Raw genomic sequence first — 24,085 nt, 5'->3', positions numbered from 1 at the left:
AATACTGAAATGAAAATCTTTCAGCATCCATAATGAATGATTTCATTATGAAGAGGTTGCAATCAGTTCAAATTTTTCCTCTGTATTCGGGTGCAAAGGTATAAAACCATTTTGAATTGCAAATTAAACTTTTGGTTTTTTAATTTATATATACAAAAATTTAACATATTCGACTTGTTCTATAGAGTTTAGAAAATAAATCGACTTTTGTTTGGTAGACTAAAAAATAGTTCGCAAATTTGCCCCAACAAAACAAAAAAGAAAAATGAAATTCACTGTTAACAATATGATGTCTTGTAAGATGCCGGATTATTCCGCAGAGATACTATTGTAGTTTTTTTTCAAAAATATATATAGAGCCTCTGCAAATTGCAGAGGTTTTTTTGTTTAAAGGAGAAAACAAAACAGCATGTCATTTTAAACCAAAATAATAATAAATCAGTAAAAAGTAATGAAAAAAAATGTAGCATTAGTTTTAGGTCTTTTGACATTTTCAGGTATTTATGCTCAGGAAAATAAAAAGGAGAAAGACACTTTACAAAATAATGAATTATCAGAGGTAACAATAATTGGGTCTAGAAGTAAAAACAGAGTAAAGACCGATGTGCCAGTTCCAATCGATATTTTTAATATCTCGGAAATAACAAAAGGAGCACCTCAAACCAGTGTAACCCAAATATTAAATTATGTTGCACCATCGTTTACCAGTAACCCAACTTCTACTGCAGATGGAACGGATCATATCGATCCAGCACAATTAAGAGGATTAGGACCAGATCAAGTTTTAATACTTGTAAATGGTAAAAGAAGACACACAAGTTCTTTGGTAAATATAAATGGAGCACCAGGAAGAGGTTCCGTAGGAACAGATTTAAATGCAATACCATCATTTGCAATAGAAAGAATAGAAGTTTTAAGAGATGGAGCAGCCGCACAATATGGATCTGATGCTATTGCGGGAGTAATTAACATCGTATTAAAAAAGAATGCCAATTTCCTTTCGGGAGATGTACAATATGGAGCAAACATGTCTTCGGGATCTAACAACTTTAAAGGAGGAACTGATGGACAGGCTTTACAAGTAGATTTAAATTACGGAACATCTTTGGGTAAAGAAGGAAGTTTCTTGAGTGTTACAGGTAGTGCAGTTACGAGACAAGCAACAAGTAGAGCTGGAATTAGAAGCAATGCTATTTTTAATGCTTATAACGCTGTCGAATACAGAGCAGCTCAGAACGGAGTAAATGTAAACTCTTTGTTTAGTAACATTAATACAACTCCAAACTCAGGACAGATTATAAGTACATTACAACAATATGCTCCACAAGTTGGTTATTTTACAGCGGCGCAACAATCAGCAATTGCTGGCGCAACAAATATTAGCCAGTTGCAAACTGCATTAAATTTTGATGTAACTAACAATGAAATCAATTTTAGAGGACAGGAAAGAAGTGATTACAACATGAGCGTTGGACAGTCAGAACTAGCTTCGGGACAATTATATTATAATACTAAATATCCATTAACAGAGATTACTTCTTTGTACTCTTTTGGAGGAGTTTCATACAGAAACGGAAAGTCTTATGCATTTAACAGACTTCCTAATGGTTCAGGAACATTTACTCAAGTATATGCAAATGGATTTTTACCAGAAATAGAATCAGATATTATTGATGCTTCATCGGCTGTAGGACTTACAACTCAATTATTCGGATTTGATACTGATATTAGTACAAACCTTGGATCAAATTCTTTTAAATATGATGTGAACAATACTATTAATGCTACTTTAGGAACAAATTCAGCTTCTAGTTTTTATGCAGGTAAAGTTTCGTTTTTGCAAAGTACAACCAATTTAGATTTAAGTAAAAAGTACGATGTTCTTAATGGATTAAACGTAGCTTTTGGTGGAGAATTTAGATATGAAAATTATCAAATAAAACAAGGAGATGTAGAGTCTTATGGTTTATATGATGTAAACGGAAATCTAGTATCAGGAATTTTGCCAAGCAACTCACCATTAATCGTAACTGACTTTTTTGGTAACAAGCGTGGAGCAGGAGCACAAGGTTTCTCAGGATTCCAACCATCTGATGCTAAAGAAAAAGACAGAAGAAGTGGTGCAGCTTATATAGATTTAGAATTAAATGCAACCAAAGATTGGTTAATAAATGGAGCTGCTCGTTACGAGAACTATTCAGATTTTGGTAGTACAGTCACTTTTAAACTAGCTTCACTTTTAAAATTGAACGATAACATCAACTGGAGAATTTCTGGGCAAACAGGTTTTAGAGCGCCATCATTACAACAAAAATATTTTGAAAGCAGCTCTACACAATTTATCAATGGTTCGCCATACCAAGTAGGTTATTTTACAAATGATTCAGAAGCTGCAAAAAGTATCGGAGTAGAGAACCTAAAACCAGAGACTTCTAAAAGTATAAGTACAGGATTTACATTTAAAATTCCTGCTGCTAATATTACAATTGCTACAGATGCTTATTTTACAAGAATCGACGACAGAATTGTTTTAACAGGGCAATATGCTAGACCAACAGATGCACAAATAAATGGGGCAACATCACCAGAACAAAAAGATGCCTTAACATTGTTTCAGCAAGCTTTTGATTTAAAAGGTGTAGAAAGAGCTTCATTCTGGACAAACGGAATTAACTCAGAAACAAAAGGAATCGACTTAGTGATTTCTCAAAAGTATAATGTTATCGAAGATTTTACAATCAGAAATGATTTTGCTTTAAGTTACAATACAACAAAAAGAGTTGGCGCATTAAATGTTCCTCAATCTATTGTTAATGCAGGTGGAGATCCATACATATATTCATTTTTCCCAGAGTCAAGCAGAATTTATCTAGAAGAAGCAATCCCTAAATTGAAAGCTAATTTAATGACTACTTTCAGCATTAAAAAACTAGATATTTATTTAAGAAATAGCTATTTCGGAAAAGTTACAGATCCAGGAGCGACAGATGTAAACTTAGATGGTTTCTCTTCAGTTTATGAGCACCCAGAATATAGCGCAAAACTAGTTACCGATTTATCTTTAGGATATCAGATAAACGAACATTTAAGAGTTACACTTGGAGTTAATAATATAGGAGATGTTTATCCTGACAGAAATAACCCATCAACTCCAGCTTTTACAAACACAACACCTACATTGTCTCCTGCACCAAGTACAGATTTAAGTAATGCAAATCAGTTTGCTTACTCAAGAGCAGTATCACAATTCGGATTAAACGGAAGATTTGGTTTTGCCCGTTTAAGTTTTAAAATATAATTTAATTGCTGGGTGTTATTTTGAAAATTTAAAGAAAACGCACCCAGCGATTTTTATTAAAACTAACCATTTAAGTAATGTAAGTTCATTTAAGTAACTTATCTAGATAAACTTATATCTGCTTAAATTACTTATATGGTTAAAAAAAAATATAATGCTTTAATAGCAATAATAGGGGTTTACGTAGTTAGAGAATCTTTTTTATACAAAAAATTGAATTTAAGTTTGGTAGTTAAAAATATAGTTACTACATTTACTCTATCGAATTAGTAGAATTAATAAAAACAGATAAAAACAAATTTTATAAAATGAATACAATAGCAAATAAAATAATGATGATGTGTTGTATGATGTGTATGTGCATCCCAATTTGCTATTGCCAAAAGTGAAAGATAAAATCTTTGTTATAGTTAAAACTATAAGCCCTTTTGGTAGCCATCCGAAAGGGCTTTTTTTTATTCCATAATTAAAATTTAGAAATCATGAAAACATTCTATAAAATTTCAAGAGCAATTCAAGCTTTATTGAAAACAGACGTTAAAAGAATTTTGAGCGTAATACAAACCAAAAGAATTAATACAAACGAGATAAAAGGAAAATTGTATTCGAGTGAATCAAACTCAATATTGTTTCAGATGTATGCCCACGAAGACGAAGATCTTTTTATATAAACAGAAAAATTATTAAAAACATAAACACACAATCATTTAACTAATTAAAAAAATAGAACCCATGAGCACACAAAAATTCGCAACAAACGCACTACACGCAGGACATGATGTAACTAAAAACGGTAGCACAAGAGCAGTGCCTATTTACCAAACATCATCATATGTTTTTAATAATTCTGACCATGCAGCCAATTTATTTGGTCTAGCCGAAGCAGGTTTTATTTACACACGATTAAACAACCCTACAAATGATGTTCTGGAACAACGACTGGCGGCGCTAGAGGGAGGTATCGGAGCTGTAGTAACCGCATCGGGCGCATCGGCAATCGCAACAACTTTTTTAACATTGCTAAAAGCGGGAGATCACATCGTAGCTTCTAATAGTTTATACGGAGGAACTTATAACTTATTAAAAGTTACTTTGCCAAGATTAGGAATCACAACCACATTTGTAGATCCATCAGATGCCGAAAACTTTACCAAAGCAGCAAAGGAAAATACAAGAGTATTTTTTGTAGAGTCGTTAGGAAACCCAAAATTAGATGTATTAGATCTAAAAGCAATTTCGGCTGCAGCCAAAGCATTTAAAGTTCCATTTATTGTAGATAATACCGTTCCGACACCGTATTTGCTTAACCCAATAGAATATGGAGCAAATATCGTAATTCATTCCCTAACAAAATATATCTCAGGAAACGGAACTTCTTTAGGAGGAGCAATTATCGACGCAGGAACTTTTGATTGGGCAAACGGAAAATTCCCTGAATTTACAGAGCAATCTGCAGGATATCACGGATTAGTATATCATGAAGCATTAGGAAATGCAGCATTTATTGCCAAAGCACGAATAGAAGGATTACGTGATTTTGGTTCGGCATTAAGTCCATTTAATGCTTTTCAGATTATACAAGGATTAGAGACATTACCAATTCGTATCAAGAAACATAGCGAAAATGCATTAGCCTTAGCATCATGGTTAGAAGCGCAAGATGAGGTTGTTTGGGTAAATTACCCAGGACTAAAATCGAATAAATACTATGACTTAGGACAAGAATATTTACCAAAAGGACAAAGCGGAATCATAACTTTTGGATTAAAAGGAGGTTTTGAAGCTGCCAAAAAAGTAGCTGACGAAACGAAGTTATTCTCACTTCTTGCCAATATTGGTGATACAAAATCATTGATTATTCATCCTGCAAGTACAACACACCAACAATTATCAGAAGAAGAACAATTCTCGACAGGAGTTTCAAAAGATTTGATTCGACTTTCGGTAGGAATTGAAGATATAGACGATTTGATTGCCGACTTAAAAGCGGTATTTAAAAATATAAAGAGTGCTCAATTAGCATAATTAAAAAGTTAGGTTTTTTTGTTTTTTGTTAGAAAAATTGCCTTTAACCACGTGAGCAGGGTTAAAGGTGATTTTCAAAAAAATATGTATTATAAACCTGCCTCAGAATATCATAAAAATAAAAATTATGTCAAAGCTTAAAATAAATATCGTCCTTTTTGGAATAGGAAATATTGGCAGCACTTTAATAAATCAGATAATTGAGAGCCAAGCATTTTTTAGCGAAAATAAAAGCATTGATTTGCGATTTCCAATCATTACCAATTCTACATTGGCATTTTTTGAAAAAGAAGGAGCTGAGAACGCCTGGGAAGCTAATTTTGTACATCTTGCAATTCCGTTTAAAGTAGATGATATTATTGCTTTTGCAAAAGAGAATGATTTCGAAAACCTAATTGCTGTAGATGCAACTGCAAGTGATGAATTAATAGATCATTATATTCCGTTAGTTCAAAATGGATTTAATATCGTTGCAGTAAATAAAAAGGCAAATACATTGCCAATAGACTTTTATAGAGAATTAAGAGAAAACCTTAAAAAACACGATAAAGAGTTTTTATACGAAACCTCAGTAGATACAGGATTTCCTGTTTTGCAAACCATTAGAGATTTATACAACTCGGGAGAAAAAATAACTAAAATACGAGGAGTTTTCTCAGATTCGTTAAGTTATGTCTTTAATCGATTTTCATCTGAAGAGACTTGTTTCTCAACCATTATAAAAGATGCTGAAAAACTACAGTTAATTACATCCGATTACGAAGAAGATTTATCTGGTAATGATGCGGCCGAGAAACTACTTATTCTAACTCGAGAAATAGGAAAAGATTTTGAGTTTACCGACATAAAAATAACCCCACTTTTAGATCACAATCAATACGAGATAAATGCCAAATCAAAACGTGTACTTAATAAAGAACTATTAGACAAATCTTTTAAAATTGCAAAAATTACTCAATCAGATAATCATGTTCTACGATATGTAGGAGAGTATAATGTTTTAGAAAATAAATTAGAAGTCAAATTAGTTTCTGAATCTACCAAAACAGCAATCGGGCAATTAAAAGGATCAGATACTATTTTTGAAATCTACACACAATCTTACGGAAACATTCCGATAGTTATTCAAAGTGCCGCTGCAGGAAAAGAAGCTATAGCAAGAGGAGTTATAACAGATATTCTAAAAGTTGCCGAAAAAATAAAAAATAAAGAAGCTATTTGGGCTTAGAAATTTTTGAAATTGAATTTTATATTCAATTTTTTTTTGATTTAAAGTTAGATGTTCTTTGAAATTTATGTTTAGTGAAGGAGTTTTTTAAAGAGTTGAGTGTTAATTTTATAGCTCATTCGGAGCATTTTGTCGAAAAAAAGTAACATTTCATCGTTTTTTTGTTTTTAAATGCAAATTTAACGTGATTTTATCATTAAAATATGGATTCTGGCTTGGTTAAGTCGAAAAAACGTCGCATATTTGTTAAACCAAAAAGATACCAAAAATGAATTTTAATATTTGTAAAATTAATAAGGTCATGTCGGAGAAATCCGTAGGGAAGTCTATTGCTTAAAATTATATCTATAAAAAATATATAGCAAAGCCTCCCAAGTTTTATTGGGGGGCTTTTTTTTTAGATTATACAAATATTGAAATTTTTTAAAATGATAAATAATATTATTAAAATGAATAAAAACTCGAAGTTTAAGATGATGCAGAATGTCGCGCTTATTTGCGTACGCGTCCATTGATTTCCAAAAGTATAATAAGTTTAAACGACTTAAACCCTTTTGGTATAATTATCCAAAAGGGTTTTTTTTTAGCCATCGAGTTCATTTAATAAAAACAAAAACAAATAAACAATTATAAAACACACACGTTATGAGCACACAAAACTACTTCGCAAAAAGGTTCGGATTCTTTAGATTTTTTAGAGCTAAGAAAACAGCTACAATCCAAACTGTAAATGAATTGGCACATCCAAGATTTGGAATGGAAGCTACAGATGAAACTGCACAAAAAAAAGCACCTAATTCTTTGCTTTTCTTGATGTATTCAAAAGAGAATGAAACATTATTTATTTAAATTAAAACTTTAAATAAAATACAAGCTAATAATATGAATTTTCTGGATATACGTGTCCAGCGGATGCTTGTACGTGATTGTTTTGTTTGAACTATTTTGTAAACGAACCAAAATCAAATGAATAAAAAATTTGGTCGTTTAAGAAAATAGTAGTTAATTTGTGCCATTAAGTTCAAAAACGTATTGAAATGTTATAAAGAAAGGACGAGGGATTAGACCCGATGAATCCTTAGCAACCCTTCGGTAAATCGAAGAAGGTGCTGCATTCTACCACGCCCAACGTGGAAAGATAACACAAAGAATTTCTCTAGCATAGCTCTAGTTTTTTCTTTTTAATATTTCCATGTACAAATCAAAAATTACAAAAGATTTGAAATTGGAAAATAAAACCATCCCGATTATATTACAGAATTTTGTCACCGAAAGTGGCGCTTCGTATAACGCGATTAACCTAAGTTATGAACTTTTTGGTTTACCGCTACACACTGCGCCTATAGTTTTGGTAAATCATGCATTAACAGGAAACGCTCAGGTTACAGGCGAGAACGGTTGGTGGAATGATTTAATTGGTGAGAATAAAACCATTGATACTACAAAATATACAATTCTAGCTTTTAATGTTCCAGGAAATGGACATAACGGAATCTCGATTGAGAACCATACAGATTTTACCGCCAGAGATATTGCCCGAATTTTCATAAAAGGGATTGAGTTTCTTAAGATCAATCAATTATATGCAATTATAGGTGGTTCTGTTGGAGGTGGCATCGCGTGGGAAATACTGGCATTAGAACCTCAAATCACTAAACATTTAATACCTATTGCAACCGATTGGAAATCTACCGATTGGTTAATTGCAAATTGCTATTTGCAAGAACTAATCCTAAACAATTCTTCAAATCCAATAGAAGATGCGCGAATACATGCCATGTTATGCTATCGCTCGCCAGAATCTTTTAAAGAAAAATTTCAGAGAACTAAAAATGATGAACTAGCTATTTTTAATGTAGAAAGCTGGTTGGGTCATCATGGGAAAAAGCTTCAAAAGAGGTATCAGATTTCATCATATAAATTAATGAATCAGTTGCTTAAAACAATTGATATTACAAGGAATACTGACGATTTTGAAACATTAATGTCAAAAACAACTGCCGATATCCATATCATAGGAATTAATTCGGACTTGTTTTTTAGTGCAAGAGAAAATCAGGAAACCTATCAGGAATTAAAAAAGTTCAAGGAAAATGTTTCTTATAATGAAATAGATTCTGTTCACGGACATGATGCTTTTTTAATCGAGTACAAACAATTAGATAATTTGCTTGCATCTATTTTTTAGAGCAACATATAAATACAACACAAAGAAAATGAAAATATTAAAATTTGGAGGTAAATCTTTATCAAACGGAGAAGGACTTAATAAAGTAGTTTCTATAATTATTGATAAAATAAATCAAGGTGAGAAAATCGCCGTAGTAGTTTCTGCTCGTGGTAACGCAACAGATGAACTAGAAGATATATTAACAATTGCTTCTAAAAACGGAAATTACAAACCGTTATTAGAGAGTTTTAAAACATACCAGATATCAGAGTATTCAAACGTTGATTTCTCAGAAGAGTTTGGTGTTTTAGATAAACTTTTTGAAGGAGTTAGTTTAATAGGCGATTACAGCAAGAAGATAAAAGATCAGGTTCTTTCTAAAGGAGAATTGCTTTCTGCTAAATTATTGACTTCAATTTTGCAAGAAAAAGGTGTTCCTGCAAACTTTGCCGATTCTAGAGAACTGCTTAAAACAGATTCTAAATTTGGTGATGCACAACTTCTGGAGCAATTATCAAAGAAAAATGTAATTAACTATTTTAAACAATATAACGGTTCAACTGTAAATATTGTTACAGGATTCATCGGTTCAAACAACAACAACGATACAACCACATTAGGAAGAAACGGAAGTAATTATACAGCTTCATTATTAGCAAATTACCTTGATGCTGAAGAACTTCAGAATTTTACGCACGTTGACGGAATTTATACTGCAAATCCAGATTTAGTAAGCGATGCTAAAAAGATTGAATACTTATCATTTAACGAAGCAAATGAGTTGGCTAATTTTGGAGCTACAATTTTGCATGCAAAAACGATAATTCCATTAATCGAAAAAAGCATTCCGCTTCGTATTTTAAACACATTCAACCACGAAAATCGCGGAACATTAATCACATCAGATTCGGCCAAAGAAGGAATTAAAACACTTTCGGTATTAGAGAATTTATCATTGGTAAATCTTGAGGGACGTGGATTACTTGGTAAAGCGGGTGTAGATGCTCGTATTTTTAAAGTAATGGGAGATAATGATATTAGCGTAAGCATCATTTCTCAAGGATCGTCAGAAAGAGGAATCGGACTTGTAGTTGCAACAGATAAAGCAACAACGGCAATGATAGAATTAGAAAAAGAGTTTGAAAACGACTTTTATTCTAAAGATGTAAATCAGATAACAGTAACCGATAATGTTTCGGTAATTTCGATAATAGGACAAGATTTAAGCACATTCCACAAACCATACACTGCTTTAATCAAGAATAAAATTGTTCCGATTTTGTTTAACAATACCGTTACGGGTAAAAACGTGAGTTTGGTAGTTAAAAAATCAGAACTAAACAAAGCTTTAAATGTAATTCACGGAGAGATTTTTGGAGTTTCAAAGAAAATTAATATTGCCATTTTTGGTCACGGATTAGTTGGTGGAACTTTGATAAATCAAATCTTAGCTTCGGCAGCAAGCATCGAAAAACGTAAACATATTAAGCTGAATGTTTTTGCTATTGCTAATTCTAAAAAAGTGCTTTTAAATAAAAAAGGAGTTTCTGCCGATTGGAAAAAAGATATCGATAACGACGGAGTTGCTTATACAATTAAGGATGTTATCGCTTACGCAAATGAGAATCATTTAGAGAATTTAATTGCGATTGACAACACGGCAAGCGCGACTTTCGTCGAAAATTATATCTCATTAATAGAAAGTAGTTTTGATTTGATTTCGTCTAATAAAGTAGCTAATACGCTTAGTTATGGTTTTTATAAAGAAATCAGAAAAGCATTGGCAGACAATCAAAAGAATTATTTGTATGAAACCAATGTTGGTGCAGGATTACCATTAATCGATACCATAAAATTATTACACCTTTCGGGTGAAAATATCACTAAGATAAAAGGAGTTTTCTCAGGAACATTGAGTTATTTATTTAATAATTTCTCTGCAAAAGATGTTCCGTTTAGCCAAATTTTGCAAGAAGCTATAGATAACGGATATACAGAACCAGATCCGCGTGAGGATTTATGCGGAAATGATGTTGGTAGAAAATTATTAATTTTAGCTAGAGAGTTAGATTTACAAAATGAATTTGAAGAAATCTCTATTCAGAATTTAATTCCAGAACACTTACGTGAAGGAAATGTTTCTGATTTCCTGACTAAATTAAAAGAGTTTGATCCAATTTATGACAAGATTAAAAACGAACAAAAACCAAATCACGTTTTAAGATACATTGGAGAGTTATCTGGTGATTTGCAAAACGATAAAGGAGTTCTAGAAGTAAAATTAGTTTCGGTACCTTCAGATACAGCTTTAGGCGGATTAAAAGGTTCAGATTCTTTCTTCGAGATTTATACAGAATCTTACGGAGACAGACCAATCGTAATACAAGGTGCCGGAGCGGGATCTGCAGTAACTGCGAGAGGAGTTTTTGGAGATGTCTTGAGATTGTCGGATAAAGAATAATTTAAAGAAGTATACAAATTGCATATTATAAAAATAAAAAAACTTTTTTTACTGTTATTATTTACAAACGTTATTACTGCACAAGTTTCGAGTATTGTTAGAAACAAAGACAGTTATACACAAGAAGTTTTTCCATACAAAGGAGTTAGAGCAATTCAAATAGATGAGGTAAACTCTCCAGGAAATGAGGATAATGTATTTATCTTTTCGAAGATAGAAAAAAATGAAAATCCTGATAAAATGTATTTTCAACGGTTTACAAAAGTTAATGATAAATGGATAGTAAAATCTATTATTGAAGTAAATCATAACGGAATCATTTCGGCTTGGGGAAGTAGAAAAGCATTTTGGGATTTTGATAAAGATAAAAGTATCGATGCTCTTTTTATTTACGGGCTTTATGATGCTGATTTTAAACAACAATCAGTTCATTTAATCTTTTCACAAAAAGACCAGCTTTATACTATAGAATCAAGTGTGTCGGATAATTTTGGAACTAATAAATTCTCCTCTAATTTTGATTCTTTGAGTGAAATCTATAAGGCTAAAATCCTGGAGTATTGGAATAAATTAGACAAAAAAGATAAATAAAACTGTTACGTTAAATAAGTATCATTATTAAATAAAAAATAAGATTAAAAATTTTATAAAAGGTTGGGGATGCGGATTGTTATTCATCGCTCCTTTCGTTTTAATAGGTCTGGGAACTTTGATATTTAGTTTGTACAGTATCTTTAAAACTGAACAAGCTAAGAGTTGGATTCCAGTTTCTGCCAATGTTGAAAAAATTGATATTGATTCACGTTCAAATAAAGGAACAATGTCATACGAAGTTATTACTAAGTACTCTTATACTATTGAAGGAAAGAAATATTTAGGAAATAGAATCGCTTTTGGTTATGGTATGAATAATATTGATGATCACGATGGATTGTTTTCTAGGTTAGAAAGGAGTAAAAAAATTATTGTTTACGTAAATCCAAATGATAAACAGGAATGTGTAATAGTTCCTGGGATGAATGATTCGATTACAGGACTTTTAATTTTTTCAATATTATGGAACTCATTTATTGTAGCTTTAGGAGTATTGCCATATTTTATAAAAGGTGTTGATGAAAATAATAAACCAAGATATACATCTAAAGAAGCAACTTGGATTATTGTTATTATTTGGGCCATAGGTATTATAATTTTACTTAGTAAATGTTTACATATTGATATAGAGAATAAAATCAATGTTATAGAAGAAGTGAGAAATTTTGATTCAGATATAGAATAAAAAAACAAAAAAACATGAAAGTAACCTTAAACAGAGTAAATGACGCGTTTCATTTTAAGCTCAAAAACGAACGTGGTCATGTAGTTGATGTAGATAGCAGAGCCGAATTTGGCGGAAGTGATTTAGGTGCAAGTCCAATGGAATTAGTATTGATGGGAGTTGCAGGATGTAGCGCCATTGATATGATTTCGATTTTGAAGAAACAACGTCAGGAAATCACTTCATTTAGTGCCGAGGTCGAAGGAGTTCGTGTACAAATAGACGAAGCAAAACCTTTTAAAGAAATTTTTGTGGTTTTTTATCTGGAAGGAGATATTAATCCAGAAAAAGCACAACGTGCCGCACAACTTTCTTTCGAGAAATATTGTTCCGTTGGAAAAACTGTCGAGCCTACAGCCACAATAAAGTACAAAGTGGTTTTGAACAATGAAGAATTAGGAAAATAGTCTATTAGAAAAATCTAAGACTTTGCTATTAAAATAGTAAAAGAACTGTTTAATAAAAGATTACATCAAGTGCCTTAGCGTGTCTTTGAGAATCTTTGTGTAATAGCTCTTTACGAAAAACAAAAAAACAAGAAAATGAACGAACAAGAATTTGGTTTTGAAACCCAAGCCATAAGAACACAATTAGAAAGATCTCAGTATTTAGAGCATTCGGTACCATTGTACCTATCATCAAGTTTTGTATTTGAGGATGCCGAAGATATGCGCGCTTCTTTTACAGAAGAGAAAGACAGAAATATTTATAGCCGTTTTAGCAATCCTAATACAACTGAATTTGTAGATAAGATTTGCAAAATGGAAGGTGCCGAAGCAGGTTATGCTTTTGCAACAGGAATGGCAGCGGTGTATTCTACTTTTGCAGCTTTATTAAACGCAGGAGATCATATTGTGTCGGCAAGCAGTGTTTTTGGTTCAACTCATGCCTTGTTTGTGACCTATTTTCCAAAATGGAATATCGAAACTTCTTATTTTGATATCAATAAACCGGAGACTATTGAAAGCTTTATCAAGCCTAATACAAAAATATTGTATGCAGAGTCGCCTACAAATCCTGGTGTAGATGTAATCGATTTGGAATTGCTTGGAACTATTGCTAAAAAACACAATTTGATTTTAATTATCGATAACTGTTTTGCAACACCATATATTCAGCAACCTATAAAACACGGAGCGCATTTGGTAGTGCATTCTGCTACTAAATTAATCGATGGTCAAGGACGTGTTTTAGGTGGAGTAACGGTTGGTAATGAAGATTTAATCAGACAGATTTATTTGTTTTCAAGAAATACAGGACCAGCTTTATCACCATTTAATGCCTGGATTTTATCAAAAAGCTTAGAAACATTAGTTGTACGTGTAGAGAAACATTGCGAGAATGCACTTAAAGTAGCTGAGTTTCTAGAAGCACATCCTAATGTGAACAGTATTAAATACCCATTCTTAAAATCGCATCCACAATATGAAATTGCCAAAAAGCAAATGCTTTTAGGTGGTAATATTATTGCATTTGAAATAAAAGGCGGAATAGAAGCTGGTAGAAAGTTTTTGGATAAAATAAAATTATGTTCACTATCTGCTAATATTGGAGATACAAGAACAATTGTTACGCATCCTGCATCGACAACACACAGTAAACTGTCTGAAGAAGATCAATTAGCAGTTGGTATTACACAAGGATTAGTACGTGTATCTGTAGGTTTAGAAACAGTAAAAGATGTAATTGCCGATTTAGAGCAAGCACTTTCTTAAAAGTTTAATGATATATTTGTCAGGCTGACGTATTCGAAGTTACATACTCGTCTTCGAATACGTCAGCCTGATATTTTTTTTAGATATGAAACCAAGATTACTCATTTTGTCGGACTTATTTGGAGGGAAAAATCCTGAATGGATTAAAATGTACTCCGATTTATTAGAGTCTAAATTTGATATTCAGTATTATGATGTTCTAGAACTAGGAGGTATTGATATAAGTAATTTTGAAGAAAGTAATCTTCATAATCAATTCTTAAGCGGTGGAATTGACAAAGCAGTTGATACTTTATTACAGCTAGAAAAGGGAAAAGTCATTATTTTAGGAATGAGTATAGGAGGAACTATTGCATGGAAAGCCTCTTTAAAAGGATTGAACACAATTCGTTTTTTTGCAGTTTCATCAACTAGATTGCGATACGAAACAGAATCTCCAAATTGCGAATTAAAGTTATATTTTGGAGAAAAAGATTCAAACAAACCTAATTCACAATGGTTTTTGGATTTAAAAATTCCTAATAAAATTCTTCAAAACCAAAATCATCAATTATATTTAGAAAAAAATAATGCTTCTTTAATTTGTAATGAAATCTTAGCGATTTAATTTTAAAAAAAGCACGATTTGGTATCATTTCTCATTCTTTTGTAATTGTTCACACAAAAAGTATATTTTTGTTGTAGAAAAATATGTAGTCCATTTTAGGCACAAATCTAAAATCTACATTCTAAAATCTAAAATAAGAAATGCTTTCAAAGAAAACTAAATACGGAATCAAGGCTTTAACATATTTGGCTAGGCGAGAAAATAACGAGCCTGTACAAATTGCCGAAATCGCTAAGAGCGAACATATTTCGATTAAATTTTTGGAAAGTATTTTATTGCTACTTAGAAATTCGGGTTTCCTTGGTGCTAAAAAAGGAAAAGGCGGAGGGTATTACCTGATAAAAGACCCAAAAGATATCAGCATGGCCAAAGTTTACCGTATTCTAGAAGGTCCTATAGCATTGTTGCCGTGTGCGAGTCATAACTTTTACGAAAAATGTGACGATTGCGACGATGAAACTACTTGTGCAGCAAGACGTTTAATGACAGAAGTAAGAGATAATACCTTAAAAGTTTTAGAGAATAACTCACTAGCAGATATCGCATTTTAGTCAATCACGTTTTTAAAATATAAAAAAAAGACCATTTCAGTTATGTCCGAAATGGTCTTTTTTGTTTTCTTAAAAGAGGTTGTATAGTTTAGAAAATCAATTTATATCCAGCTAGAAAAAGCATTACTGCAATAGCATTTCTAAGAAACAAATCAGGAACTTTTCCGCTTAACATACTTCCCATAAAAATCCCAGGAAGCGATCCTAATAATAACTGACCTAGTAAAATTAAATCTAAATTTCCCATTGAAGCATGACCTATTCCTGCAACAAGAGTTAAAGGAACAGCATGTGCAATCTCAGTTCCTACCAAACGAGGCGTTGGCAAAAGAGGGTAAAGAAAAAATAAAGTAACCGTACCTAACGCTCCAGCTCCTATAGATGTAAGTGTCACGGTTGCTCCAAGTAATACACCAATACCAATGGTAAGCATATTTTGTGTATGGCTTTCACTATGAAATTTATCGCCAGCGTGTTTTTGAGAGTATATTAATAGTTTCTTTTTGAATAAAATTGCAATCGAAGTAAAAAGCAATGCCCAGCCTAAACTATATTTTATAACCGCATTGATGGTAGAAATATCTGTTTTTATACTGTTTAATATCCATAAGGTAAGCAAAGAAGCAGGGACACTTCCTAGAGTAAGCCAACCTGTAATTTTCCAATTGATATTTCCTTTTTTATGATGTACAAATACACCTCCCATTTTTGTAAATGCTGCATATAATAAATCGGTACCAACTGCAGTAGTTGGAGGAATTCCAAAATATAATAAAATAGGGGTCATTAAAGAACCGCCACCTACACCTGTTAATCCCACTATAAAACCTACGACTAAACCTGCAACTACAAGACCTATTTGGAAATCCATAAAAAAAATTTGGGTAAAAATAATAACAATTTTACGATAATCCTATAGACATGGTAGACTTTAAGAAAAATATCACAAAAATATAACATAACGCCATTTATAATACGTCTAGACGGTTTTTAGGATTCTTTAGGGTGTTTTGCGATGTAACTTATAGATAATTAGTGATATAAAAAAAGCAAATATTATTTTGATATTTAGAAATAAGTATTAATTTTGCATTGTAATCTACTAAGCCGATAGGGTAATAGATTTTAAAGATAAAAAAGAATAATTAAGCGTATGGAAAAAGAACTGAAGTTAAATACTGTAACAATAAAGTCAGGAGAATCATTCTCAAATAAATTATGGGTTATAATTCCTGCTGTATTATTATTGGGTTTAATTTCGGTATTGATTTATAATCATCATGCCGATTTTACTTGGCAAGGTTTTTTAGACGGATTTAATCAGGAATTTTTAGTATTTTTTTTCATTGGTGTTTTTGCACAATTGGTAGATGGAACATTAGGAATGGGTTACGGAGCAACATCAACCTCTTTCTTGTTAGCTTATGGAGTTTCTCCGGTAGTTAGTAGCGGAGGAGTTCACGTAGCAGAAATGTTTACAACGGGAGCATCGGCGATATCGCACCATAAGTTTGGGAATATTAACAAAAAATTGGTTAAGAATTTATTGATACCGGGAGTTTTAGGATCAATAACAGGAGCTTATTTACTATCAGATGTAATCGACGGAGATGTTATAAAACCATTTATTGCAGTTTACATGATTGTATTGGCGATAATAATCATCAGAAAAGCATTAGCAAAAACAATAGTTAAAAAGAAAACGAAACGATTAGGAGTCTTAGCAACCTTTGGAGGTTTTATGGATTCTGTTGGTGGCGGAGGTTGGGGACCAATCGTAACTTCGACATTATTAGGTAGAGGAAGAAATCCACGGTATACAATTGGATCAGTAAATGCAGCTGAGTTTGCAGTTTCGTTTGCAAGTGGAATAACATTTATGCTTTTTGGAGGAATCCACGGATGGCAAGTTATAGTAGGTTTAATTTTGGGTGGAGTAATTGCTGCTCCTCTTGCTGCTTTTTTAGTAAATAAAATTAAAAGAAAGCCAATGATGGTGGCAGTAGGAATATTAATTATCCTTTTGAGTTTAAAAACATTATCTAAATTATTGTAATAATCATTTAGGAATATCAAGAATATGAGTGCAACAAACATTACATCTTTATTAGCTAAAACAAAAGATTTCTCTTTAGAAGAAACATTGACTTTTTTGGCTAATGAATACAAGGACAAAGTAGTCTTCTCGACTTCATTTGGTCAGGAAGATCAGGTTATTACCGATTTTATTGCTAAAAATAATATCGCAATTACCATTTTTACTTTAGATACAGGAAGATTGTTTCAGGAAACATACGATGTTTTTCATAGAACATTAAAAAAGTATAAAAAACAAATCGAAGTTTATTTTCCAGAAGCAACTGCGGTAGAGAGTTTATTAAAAGCAAAAGGCCCGAATAGCTTTTATGATTCGGTAGAGAACAGAAAAGAATGCTGCTTTATCCGTAAAGTAGTTCCGTTAAGAAAAGCCTTGGCTGGAAATGCAGTTTGGATAACAGGTTTAAGAGCCGAACAATCGGAAAACAGAAATGATTTACAATTGTTTGAATACGATGCCAACTTCGAAATAATAAAATTCAACCCATTATTAAAATGGTCATTACAAGAAGTAGAGGATTATTTGCAAGAGCATAGTGTACCTCAAAACGCATTACATAAAAAAGGTTTTGTAAGTATAGGTTGTGCACCATGTACAAGAGCAATTTTGCCAGACGAAGATATTAGAGCCGGAAGATGGTGGTGGGAGTCAAGCCATAAAGAATGTGGTTTGCACGGAAGTAAAAAATAAAAGTTAAATCGTTTATTCGTTTAACCGAATAAACAGACAATCAAATAAACAGATAATGAGTTCAGTATTAAAAACAAATGCTTTAGAAAGCGAAGCGATATACATTTTTAGAGAAGTAATTTCTCAGTTTGATAAACCGGTTTTACTTTTTTCAGGAGGTAAAGATTCGATTACTTTAGTGCGTTTAGCGCAAAAAGCATTCTTTCCTGCAAAAATACCTTTCCCACTATTGCATGTTGATACAGGACATAACTTTCCTGAAACAATAGAATTTAGAGATAAATTAGTTGCAGAGTTAGGATTAGAATTAATCGTAAGAAATGTTCAGGATGCTATTGATGAAGGAAAAGTTGTAGAAGAAACTGGGAAATATTCTAGTAGAAACAGCTTACAGACAACTACACTTTTAGATGCAATCGAAGAATTTAAGTTTGATGCTTGTATTGGTGGAGCACGTAGAGATGAAGAAAAAGCAAGAGCAAAAGAACGTATTTTCTCAGTTCGTGATGATTTCGGTCAATGGGATGAAAAAAATCAACGTCCAGAGTTATTTGATATTCTAAACGGAAAAATTGAAAATGGACAAAACGTACGTGTTTTTCCAATTTCTAACTGGACTGAATTAGATGTATGGAGTTATATCGAACAAGAAAAAATTGAAATTCCATCGATTTACTTTTCACACAAACGTAAAGTTTTCTTGAGAGACGGATTAATCTGGTCACATTCTCCTTATGTATATCAGGAAGAAGACGAACAAATAGAAGAAAGAATCGTTCGTTTTAGAACCGTTGGAGATATGAGTTGTACAGCAGCAGTTGAATCTTATGCAGCGACAATTAAAGAAGTAGTTGGTGAGATTAGAACATCGACAATCTCAGAAAGAGGAGCCAGAATTGATGACAAACGTTCTGAAGCGGCAATGGAGAAAAGAAAACAACAAGGATATTTTTAATTGATAATTAATAATTGACAATTGATAATTAAAAAAAACAAAAACATACAGATTTAAACTTTAGTTCAAAGAGAATCAACTTTAAACTTTAAACAAAAATTTAAACCTGAAACAATATACAAAATGGAAGTTTTAAAAATAGCAACAGCAGGAAGTGTAGATGATGGAAAGAGTACTTTGATCGGAAGATTATTGTACGATACAAAGTCATTGACTACAGATAAAATAGAAGCAATAGAAAAAAGCAGCAAATTAAAAGGATACGATTACTTAGATTTCTCATTGGCAACTGACGGATTAGTAGCAGAAAGAGAACAAGGAATCACGATTGATGTAGCGCATATATATTTTTCGACAGCTAAAAAAAGTTACATTATTGCCGATACTCCAGGTCACGTTGAGTATACACGTAACATGGTTACAGGAGCTTCGACTTCGCAAGTTTCTATCATATTGATTGATGCTCGAAAAGGAGTAATCGAGCAAACGTACCGTCACTTTTTTATCAATAATTTATTGAGAGTAAAAGAGGTAATTGTAGCGATTAACAAAATGGATTTAGTGGATTATTCTGAAGAAGTTTTCAATAAAATCAAAACTGATTTTCAGGCATTAAATGCTAAAAGTACTTTTAAGGAACAAAACGTAAGTTATATTCCGTTAAGTGCAATCAACGGAGGAAACGTAGTTGATAAATCGGAAAACATGAAATGGTACGACGGACAAACTGTTTTGGAACATTTAGAAGCTTTAGAGCCAACAGATGTTTTTGAAAAAGGAGAAGCACGTTTTCCAGTTCAAACAGTAATTCGCCCAAAGACTGAAGAGTACCATGATTTTAGAGGATATGCAGGTAAATTATACGGAAACTCAATTAAAGTTGGAGATGCCGTAACAGTTTTACCCTCTTTGACTGAATCTAAAGTAAAGAACATTCACTTTTTTGATAAACAATTTGATGAGGCAATTGCAGGATCATCAATCACAATTGAATTAGAAAATGATATCAATGTTACCAGAGGAGATATGATTGTAAAATCTAATGAACTTCCTAAAATTGAAAAAGATATCACGACAACAGTTTGTTGGATGGATTCTAAAAAGTTAGTTCCGGGAACAAAATATATCGTTCAGCATAATACAAACAGAGTTTTGGCAAAAGTAGAAAGTATCAAGAATACAATCGCAACCGATTATTCAGGTACAACACCAGCAACTCAATTAGCTATAAACGAAATAGGTGAAGTAAGCATTAAATTAAGCAAACCTTTATATTTTGATGCCTATAACGACAATAAATCAAATGGAGCTTTTATCCTGATTGATACCGCAACCAATACAACTGCAGGAGTAGGATTCATTAGATAATTTCCTGTAATATGCTTTAGGCTGTAAGCTTTAAGCAAAAAAATATATAAGGTGTTTAGTAAGTATAAAGCTTATTACCCAAAGAAAAGAACAAAGTTTAAAGAAGCTTATAGCTTAAAGCGAAAAAACAAATGGAAAGTTTTAGAACAGAAATAGAAAATCCGATAGTTCAGAAAGAGATTATCGATTTAGAAAAAAAGATTCATTTATTCCGTGGAGGGAAAATTGATGATGAACGTTTTCGTAGTCTTCGTTTAGCACGTGGAATCTACGGACAACGTCAGGAAGGCGTTCAAATGATTCGTATTAAATTGCCATTTGGTAAGGTTACCAGCGAGCAATTAGTACGTATTACTAAAGTTTCTGATGAATATTCTACAGGACGTTTGCATATTACAACACGTCAGGACATTCAGATACACTATGTAAGTTTAGACAGAACTCCAGAACTTTGGGCTAATCTAGCCAAAGACGATGTTACTTTGCGTGAAGCTTGTGGTAACACTGTTCGTAATATTACAGCAAGCGAATTAGCAGGTGTAGATGTAAATGAACCATTTGATGTTTCGCCTTACGCACATGGTTTGTTCCAATATTTATTAAGAAACCCTATTTGTCAGGAAATGGGACGTAAATTTAAAATTTCGTTCTCATCATCAGATGAAGATACTGCTTTAAGTTATTTGCACGATTTAGGATTTATTCCAAAAATTGTAGATGGCGTTCGTGGATTTAAAATCATGTTAGGTGGAGGATTAGGTTCGCAACCAGCACATGCCGAATTACTTTCGGAATTTGTACCAGCTAACCAAATTATCCCAACGGCTGAAGGTGTGATTCGTATTTTTGACAGATACGGAGAACGTGCAAAAAGAATGAAAGCGCGTATGAAATTTTTAATCAAAGAAATAGGAAGAGATACATTCCTTGATTTGGTTGAACAAGAGAAAAAAGCAATTGCTTTTGAAACATACGAAATAGATACAACAGCTTTTGATGCGCCAATTCCAGAGCCATTATTAACAGTTCCATCGGTTACTATTGAAGATGAGGCTGCTTATGAAGCTTGGAAAAAATCTAACGTAATTGCTCAGAAACAAGATGGATATTATGCTATCGGAATCAAAGTATTATTAGGAGATTTTTATACAGATAAAGCTAGAATATTAGCTGACTTGATTAAGAATTATGCAGCAAACGAATTACGTTTTTCATTGCGTCAAAATATTGTAATACGTCACGTAAAAGAAGAGAATCTGCCCTTCTTTTATCAGGAATTAGCGAAGTTAGGTTTTGTAAATCTAGGATATAATTCTACAGCCGATATTACAGCTTGTCCGGGTACAGATACTTGTAATCTTGGGATTGCAAGTAGTACCGGAATTGCTGAAGAATTAGAAAAAGTGCTAAATGCCGAATATCCACAATACAGCAATAACCAAGAAATCGAAATAAAAATTAGTGGTTGTATGAATGCTTGTGGACAACACAATATGTCAGCAATCGGGTTTCAGGGAATGTCTATTAACTCAGGAAAATTAGTTGCGCCAGCGTTACAAGTTTTATTAGGAGGAGGAAGATTAGGAAATGGTTCAGGTCGTTTTGCAGATAAAGTAATTAAAATTCCAAGTCGTAGAGGACCAGATGCATTGCGCACCATCTTAAATGATTTTGATGCTAATGCAAACGGACAAAAATTCCTTAATTATTACGATGCAAAAGGAGAGAAATATTTCTATGAAATTTTAAAACCATTCGCAGATGTAACCAATTTAACCGAAGCTGATTTTGTAGATTGGGGTAATGCCGACAATTACGTAAAAGCAGTTGGAGTAGGAGAATGTGCCGGAGTTGTTATTGATCTAGTTGCTACTTTATTATTAGAAGCAAAAGATAAATTAACCTTCGCACAAGAATCATTCGACGAAAACAAATGGTCAGATGCTATTTACCATGCTTACGCAGGATTTGTAAATGGTGCTAAAGCATTATTACTTTCAGAAGATGAAAAAACAAATAATCACGCAGGAATTGTTGATTTGTTTGATACTGTTTTTGTAGCAACTTCTAAAATAGAATTGCCAACAACATTTAAAGAATTAGTTTACCAAATTAATAAAGTAGAACCTTCAGAAGCATTTGCAAAACAATACATCCAAGAAGGAATTGCTTTTTTTGATACCATCGAAAAATATAGAGCCAAAGATTTAGCTAATGCTTAATACAGTAAAACCCAAAGTAACTTTAGTCGGAGCAGGTCCGGGAGATCCAGATTTGATGACATTAAAAGGTGTAAAAGCACTTGCAGAAGCAAATGTGGTTTTGTACGATGCTTTGGCAAATGATGAAATTTTAGAATATGCGCCTAAAAACGCAATCCGAATTTTTGTTGGCAAGCGAATAGGAAATCACGCATACACACAAGACCAGATAAATCAATTGATAGTCGATAACGCATTAACTTACGGGAATGTAGTGCGACTAAAAGGAGGAGATTCATTTGTGTTTGGTCGCGGTGGCGAAGAGATAGAATACGTAGAGAGTTTCGGAATCCCTACTTTTGTAGTACCAGGAATCTCATCGGTAATTGCAGTTCCGGCTTATCAGGGAATTTCGATAACCAAAAGAGGAGTTTCTGAGAGTTTTTGGGCAATTACAGGAACAACTTCTGATAGAAAATTATCATCAGATGTTGCTCTTGCAGCAAAATCTTCTGCAACAGTAGTAATCTTAATGGGAATGAGCAAACTATCACAAATAGTTGCTTTATTCCAGAAAGAATCAAAAGGAGAAACTCCAATAGCGATTATTCAAAACGGAACTACTCCAGATGAAAAAGTAGGAGTAGGAACGATAAATACAATCCAGGAAATTGCTGCAGAAAAAAAACTAGGTTCGCCAGCTATTATTATAATTGGAGAAGTAGTTGGAGAAAGCACCAAACTAAAAGGATTTTACGAAGAATTTGTATCGAATAAAATAAGATTGTAATGGAAAGAAACGAATTGTATCCCATTTTTTTAAAACTACATAAACTTAATGTACTTATTGTAGGCGGCGGAAATGTGGGATTAGAGAAGCTTTCTTTTTTATTAAAATCAAGTCCAAATGCCAATGTTGAGGTTGTTGCAACCACTTTTTTGCCAGAGATAGAAATCTTGGCAGAGAAATATAATCTGACCCTGACAAAAGCAAAGTTCAAAAAGAAAATGCTTAAAAGAAGGCATATGGTTATTGCCTGTACAGACGATTTATTGGTTAACAAAAGGATATACGATTTATCTACAGAAAGATATCTGATATGTAATATTGCCGATACGCCCGAATTATGTGATTATTATTTAGGCGGAATCGTAACCAAAGGGAATGTAAAGATTGCCATTTCGACAAATGGAAAATCACCAACAACTGCAAAAAGGTTGCGTGAGTTTTTTGAAGAGATAATTCCAGATGATATAAATCAGATGGTAGAAAACCTTAACGAGTATCGAAAAACCTTAAAAGGGAATTTTGAAGATAAGGTCAAAAAAATGAATGAAATTACCGCCTCACTAAAAAATACGCATTAATTTTTTTTTGAGCTAATGAAGAAATGAATGAT

General features: G+C 32.6%; 21 protein-coding genes and 1 riboswitch. Of the genes, 20 read left to right on the top strand and 1 reads right to left on the bottom strand.

What is annotated here, in order from left to right; all coding sequences use genetic code 11:
* The first annotated feature begins 451 nt into the window (after positions 1-451).
* The 13 genes from IW20_RS06070 to IW20_RS06005 all read left to right on the top strand — a co-directional run bounded on the left by IW20_RS06070 (position 452) and on the right by IW20_RS06005 (position 15,373).
* Complete coding sequence (locus tag IW20_RS06070) at positions 452-3,298, top strand: TonB-dependent receptor plug domain-containing protein (RefSeq protein WP_035619840.1); 2,847 nt, start codon at positions 452-454, stop codon at positions 3,296-3,298.
* Positions 3,299-3,780: 482 nt separating this feature from the next.
* Positions 3,781-3,969 carry a hypothetical protein gene (locus IW20_RS06065; protein WP_035619837.1) on the top strand — a complete coding sequence of 63 codons (189 nt, stop codon included), beginning with the start codon at positions 3,781-3,783 and terminating at the stop codon, positions 3,967-3,969.
* A 61-nt stretch (positions 3,970-4,030) separates the two neighbouring features.
* Positions 4,031-5,323 carry an O-acetylhomoserine aminocarboxypropyltransferase/cysteine synthase family protein gene (locus IW20_RS06060; RefSeq protein WP_035619835.1) on the top strand — a complete coding sequence of 431 codons (1,293 nt, stop codon included), beginning with the start codon at positions 4,031-4,033 and terminating at the stop codon, positions 5,321-5,323.
* Between the two features lie 127 nt (positions 5,324-5,450).
* Positions 5,451-6,551 (top strand): homoserine dehydrogenase family protein, encoded by a 1,101-nt coding sequence (locus IW20_RS06055; protein ID WP_035619833.1) that lies wholly within the window; start codon positions 5,451-5,453, stop codon positions 6,549-6,551.
* Positions 6,552-7,196: 645 nt separating this feature from the next.
* Entirely contained in the window at positions 7,197-7,400 is a 204-nt protein-coding gene (locus IW20_RS06045; RefSeq protein ID WP_035619830.1) for a hypothetical protein, read from the top strand.
* Between the two features lie 188 nt (positions 7,401-7,588).
* Positions 7,589-7,696: riboswitch (SAM riboswitch) on the top strand.
* A gap of 80 nt (positions 7,697-7,776) precedes the next feature.
* On the top strand, positions 7,777-8,739 hold the full coding sequence (locus tag IW20_RS06040) for an alpha/beta fold hydrolase (protein ID WP_240478459.1): 963 nt from the start codon (positions 7,777-7,779) through the stop codon (positions 8,737-8,739).
* Between the two features lie 28 nt (positions 8,740-8,767).
* Positions 8,768-11,182, top strand: a complete 2,415-nt coding sequence (thrA, locus tag IW20_RS06035) for a bifunctional aspartate kinase/homoserine dehydrogenase I (RefSeq protein WP_035619828.1) — start codon at positions 8,768-8,770, stop codon at positions 11,180-11,182.
* An 18-nt stretch (positions 11,183-11,200) separates the two neighbouring features.
* On the top strand, positions 11,201-11,773 hold the full coding sequence (locus IW20_RS06030; RefSeq protein ID WP_051885595.1) for a hypothetical protein: 573 nt from the start codon (positions 11,201-11,203) through the stop codon (positions 11,771-11,773).
* Between the two features lie 118 nt (positions 11,774-11,891).
* Positions 11,892-12,461, top strand: a complete 570-nt coding sequence (locus tag IW20_RS06025) for a DUF3592 domain-containing protein (RefSeq protein ID WP_240478458.1) — start codon at positions 11,892-11,894, stop codon at positions 12,459-12,461.
* A gap of 14 nt (positions 12,462-12,475) precedes the next feature.
* Positions 12,476-12,907: an OsmC family protein gene (locus IW20_RS06020; protein WP_035619825.1), complete on the top strand. Its 432-nt coding sequence runs from the start codon at positions 12,476-12,478 to the stop codon at positions 12,905-12,907.
* A 135-nt stretch (positions 12,908-13,042) separates the two neighbouring features.
* Entirely contained in the window at positions 13,043-14,215 is a 1,173-nt protein-coding gene (locus IW20_RS06015; protein ID WP_035619823.1) for a trans-sulfuration enzyme family protein, read from the top strand.
* 85 nt (positions 14,216-14,300) lie between these two features.
* Positions 14,301-14,822 carry a hypothetical protein gene (locus IW20_RS06010; RefSeq protein WP_035619821.1) on the top strand — a complete coding sequence of 174 codons (522 nt, stop codon included), beginning with the start codon at positions 14,301-14,303 and terminating at the stop codon, positions 14,820-14,822.
* A 140-nt stretch (positions 14,823-14,962) separates the two neighbouring features.
* On the top strand, positions 14,963-15,373 hold the full coding sequence (locus tag IW20_RS06005; RefSeq protein WP_035619819.1) for an RrF2 family transcriptional regulator: 411 nt from the start codon (positions 14,963-14,965) through the stop codon (positions 15,371-15,373).
* 88 nt (positions 15,374-15,461) lie between these two features.
* Here IW20_RS06005 and IW20_RS06000 read toward each other — a convergent pair whose 3' ends face one another.
* Positions 15,462-16,244: a sulfite exporter TauE/SafE family protein gene (locus IW20_RS06000; RefSeq protein ID WP_035619817.1), complete on the bottom strand. Its 783-nt coding sequence runs from the start codon at positions 16,242-16,244 to the stop codon at positions 15,462-15,464.
* A gap of 282 nt (positions 16,245-16,526) precedes the next feature.
* Between IW20_RS06000 and IW20_RS05995 the strand changes: the two genes are divergently transcribed.
* The 7 genes from IW20_RS05995 to IW20_RS05965 all read left to right on the top strand — a co-directional run bounded on the left by IW20_RS05995 (position 16,527) and on the right by IW20_RS05965 (position 24,053).
* Positions 16,527-17,429 (top strand): sulfite exporter TauE/SafE family protein, encoded by a 903-nt coding sequence (locus tag IW20_RS05995; protein WP_035619815.1) that lies wholly within the window; start codon positions 16,527-16,529, stop codon positions 17,427-17,429.
* 24 nt (positions 17,430-17,453) lie between these two features.
* Positions 17,454-18,161 (top strand): phosphoadenylyl-sulfate reductase, encoded by a 708-nt coding sequence (locus tag IW20_RS05990; protein ID WP_035619814.1) that lies wholly within the window; start codon positions 17,454-17,456, stop codon positions 18,159-18,161.
* Between the two features lie 55 nt (positions 18,162-18,216).
* Positions 18,217-19,116, top strand: a complete 900-nt coding sequence (gene cysD / locus IW20_RS05985) for a sulfate adenylyltransferase subunit CysD (protein WP_035619812.1) — start codon at positions 18,217-18,219, stop codon at positions 19,114-19,116.
* A gap of 123 nt (positions 19,117-19,239) precedes the next feature.
* Positions 19,240-20,484 (top strand): sulfate adenylyltransferase subunit 1, encoded by a 1,245-nt coding sequence (locus IW20_RS05980; protein WP_035619810.1) that lies wholly within the window; start codon positions 19,240-19,242, stop codon positions 20,482-20,484.
* 131 nt (positions 20,485-20,615) lie between these two features.
* Entirely contained in the window at positions 20,616-22,706 is a 2,091-nt protein-coding gene (locus IW20_RS05975) for a HEPN domain-containing protein (protein WP_035619809.1), read from the top strand.
* Positions 22,699-23,475, top strand: a complete 777-nt coding sequence (gene cobA / locus IW20_RS05970; RefSeq protein ID WP_035619807.1) for a uroporphyrinogen-III C-methyltransferase — start codon at positions 22,699-22,701, stop codon at positions 23,473-23,475. The genes IW20_RS05975 and cobA overlap by 8 nt, the downstream gene beginning before the upstream one ends.
* Complete coding sequence (locus tag IW20_RS05965; RefSeq protein WP_035619804.1) at positions 23,475-24,053, top strand: precorrin-2 dehydrogenase/sirohydrochlorin ferrochelatase family protein; 579 nt, start codon at positions 23,475-23,477, stop codon at positions 24,051-24,053. The genes cobA and IW20_RS05965 overlap by 1 nt, the downstream gene beginning before the upstream one ends.
* Positions 24,054-24,085: the final 32 nt, after the last annotated feature.

Source organism: Flavobacterium hydatis (assembly GCF_000737695.1).
GTDB classification, from domain to species: domain Bacteria; phylum Bacteroidota; class Bacteroidia; order Flavobacteriales; family Flavobacteriaceae; genus Flavobacterium; species Flavobacterium hydatis.
Note: the sequence above shows the minus strand (reverse complement) of the source record. Positions and strands in the feature narration are given on the sequence as shown.